General features: G+C 70.9%; 3 protein-coding genes. 2 read left to right on the top strand and 1 reads right to left on the bottom strand.

Going from position 1 to position 2,835, the window contains the following annotated elements:
• Positions 1-108 precede the first annotated feature (108 nt).
• On the bottom strand, positions 109-957 hold the full coding sequence (locus E1293_RS46045) for a phosphoribosylaminoimidazolesuccinocarboxamide synthase (RefSeq protein ID WP_132206330.1): 849 nt from the start codon (positions 955-957) through the stop codon (positions 109-111).
• A gap of 177 nt (positions 958-1,134) precedes the next feature.
• On the opposite strand from E1293_RS46045, the gene E1293_RS46050 reads away from it, so the two are divergent.
• Positions 1,135-2,337, top strand: coding sequence for a PQQ-binding-like beta-propeller repeat protein (locus E1293_RS46050; RefSeq protein ID WP_132206332.1), 1,203 nt, complete (start codon positions 1,135-1,137; stop codon positions 2,335-2,337).
• A gap of 68 nt (positions 2,338-2,405) precedes the next feature.
• Complete coding sequence (locus E1293_RS46055; protein ID WP_132206334.1) at positions 2,406-2,762, top strand: DUF3140 domain-containing protein; 357 nt, start codon at positions 2,406-2,408, stop codon at positions 2,760-2,762.
• Positions 2,763-2,835: the final 73 nt, after the last annotated feature.

The raw sequence follows: 2,835 nt of genomic DNA on the forward strand, positions 1-2,835 counted from the left end.
CCCCGCCTAGCACGGGGGCCGGTGGATGCGACCCGTGACCGCCCACCCGTAGCGGGCAGTCGGGAGCGTAAACAACGCCCACAAGGACCGAACCGGCAACCCCGGTCCTCAGGGCCGAGTAGTTGACGACGGCCAGGGGGTGCCGGTGAGGCGTTCGTAGACGTCGGTGTAGCGGGCGCGGGTGGCTTCGACCACGTCGTCCGGGATCGCGGGGCCGGGCGGGGTGCGGTCCCAGTCGAGGGTGCTGCTCCAGTCGCGGACGAACTGCTTGTCGAGGGAGTGCTGGGGGCGGCCCGGCCGCCACCGGTCGGCGGGCCAGAAGCGGGACGAGTCGGGCGTCAGGACCTCGTCGGCGAGGACGAGGGTGCCGTCGGCGGCGCGGCCGAACTCCAGCTTGGTGTCGGCGATGACGATGCCGCGCTCGGCGGCGAGGGCGGCGCCGCGCCGGTAGACCTCCAGGGTGACGTCCTTGAGGCGGGCGGCGGTGTCCGCGCCGATCTCCGCGACCACGTCGCCGTAGGTCATGAACTCGTCGTGGCCTTCGGTGGCCTTGGTGGTCGGGGTGAAGATCGGCTCGGCCAGCCGGGACGCGTCGACCAGGCCGTCCGGCAGCGCGATCCCGGAGACGGTCCCGTTCTTCTCGTACTCCTTGAGGCCGAGGCCGGTCAGGTAGCCGCGGGCGATCCACTCGACGGGCAGCATGTCGAGGCGGCGGCAGCGGACGGCGCGTCCGGCCCACTCGTCCGGCACGTCGGTGGCGGACACGATGTGATTCGGGACGACGTCGGCGAGCCGCTCGAACCACCAGAGGGACAGCTGCGTGAGGATCTTGCCCTTGTCGGGGATCTCGGTGGGCAGGATGACGTCGTAGACGCTCACCCGGTCGGACGCGACGAGGATCAGCTCGTCGCCGTCCGCGTAGACGTCCCTGACCTTGCCCGAGTGGACCAACTCCATGACGCTCCTCAACTCGCCGTCCCGACCGCTAGGAGTCTCGCACAGCGAACCCCCGCGACCTGCGCCTGGCTCTGCGCTGTTGGTGGCCCTCGGTGGGATCCGCAGCCGCTCGTATACCAGGCGTATACCTGCCCGTAGGACGCTGTTCTGCCCTGACAGGCGAGCTGAAGGGGTGAGATGCCGGACGAGACGGTGTCGCGGAGGCTGGTGCTGCGGATCGCCCTTCTCGCGGGGGCGACGACCCTCGCCGGGTGCGATGCGGACGCGCAACTGGCGACCAAGGTGAGCGGACGGAAACCCGCATGGAAACGCACGTTCACCAGCGAGGACGACGGCATGGTCGGGTCGGGTGACACCGACTTGTTCCCGTACTCGCTGGCCGTCTCCGGCGGCACGATCTACGCCTCCGTCGAAGGCCGGCTGCACGCGTTCGATGCCGCGGGACACCAGCGCTGGGAGTCGCCGCACGGCCAATATGACGCGTCCTCAAAGTACGGACGCACCGCGCCTCGGCTCCTGGACGGAACCCTCTACGCCGTTCGCAATGAGCCCGGGGGCAAGGGGACGTTGAACGCCCTTGATCCCGCGTCCGGAAGGCTCCGCTGGAGTTTCTCACCTGGCGGATGGCTGTCCCCGCCCAGCGCGTCCGGCGGCCATGCCGCCGTCTCCAGCGAGGGCCACCTCTACGGCCTCGATGCCGCCTCCGGTAAGGAGCGGTGGCGGATCGGCAACGGAGGCTCACAGTTCCTGGGCGCTCCGGCGATCGCGGGGAGCGTGGTGTGCGCGGTGGACATCCAGGGCGTGCTCGGCGGCGTGGACGTCGACACCGGCCAGAGCCGCTGGACCCAGTCCGGGGGGCCCAACAAACGGTCCGGACGGTTCGACCCGCATGCCTCGGCGGTGACGGACGCCCGGGCCGTTTACGTCCATTCGAGCGGCGTCGTGTGGGCGGTGTCGCCGTCGGACGGTGAGGTCCGGTGGTCGACCGAGACCGATCAGAAGGGTGTGGAGCCCGCGACGGTGTCCGGCGGGACGATCTATGCCGGGGCCTCCGGGAACCTGTCCGCGATCGACGCGTCCGGCAGCGAGCAATGGAAGGCCGCTCTCCCTGCCATACCCGGGCCGAGTGTGACCTCCCCGGCGGCGGCCGATGGCGCCGTCACGGTCACGGGCCCGGGCCGCGTGTCCTGCTTCGACGCCGCCACCGGCAAGTCCCGGTGGACGGCCGGCATCAAGGACAGCGTGGGGAAGAGCGTCGAGCTGTCCAACGCCGTCATGACCGGCCGGCTCGTGTTCGTCCTCGCCGAGGACCGCGCCGCCGTCGACGACGCCGGCGACAAGAGCGGCCCCGTCAACCACCTCTACGCCTTCACTCTCTGACGATTCGGGGCGAATGGGGTGGCGGTCGTCGGGTAGGGCGGGCTTGAACGGCCGACAGGGAGTTTTCGATGAACGATCGCATACCGGCTGAGGCGGAGCTGGCCTGGGAGGACTTTCACCGGCTCGTCAACATGACGTCCGACGAGCTGCGCATCTGGCTGCTCACGGACGCGTCGGGCGAGGAGGCGTTCCGGGCTGGGCCCGGCCCCGGGGTGTCCGAGATGGGCGCCCGGGTGGTGGACGTCCTGCGCAAGCGGAAGGTCGACCTCACCGAGGACGACGCCGAGCTGATGCAGGAGGTCGTCGGCTACGTGGAGGACCGGCTGGAGAACCGTCCGCCGGACGCGGAGCGGGACGAGGAGTGGCGCCACGCGCTGATGAGCGTGGGGCACGACCCGCTCCGCCCGCAACCGTCCAGCGCATAGGAGGCGCGGCGCGGGCCGTCCCGGAGGTTCCGGGACGGCCCGTGCCGCCTGTGCGGTGGGGTGGGAGGGTAGG

This window comes from Actinomadura darangshiensis, assembly GCF_004349235.1.
GTDB classification, from domain to species: domain Bacteria; phylum Actinomycetota; class Actinomycetes; order Streptosporangiales; family Streptosporangiaceae; genus Spirillospora; species Spirillospora darangshiensis.

Excerpts from the sequence above, each read along its gene's own strand:
- E1293_RS46045 (WP_132206330.1), bottom strand. The coding sequence starts at position 957 with ATGGAGTTGGTCCACTCGGGCAAGGTCAGGGACGTCTACGCGGACGGC.
- E1293_RS46055 (WP_132206334.1), top strand. The coding sequence starts at position 2,406 with ATGAACGATCGCATACCGGCTGAGGCGGAGCTGGCCTGGGAGGACTTT.
- E1293_RS46050 (WP_132206332.1), top strand. The coding sequence starts at position 1,135 with ATGCCGGACGAGACGGTGTCGCGGAGGCTGGTGCTGCGGATCGCCCTT.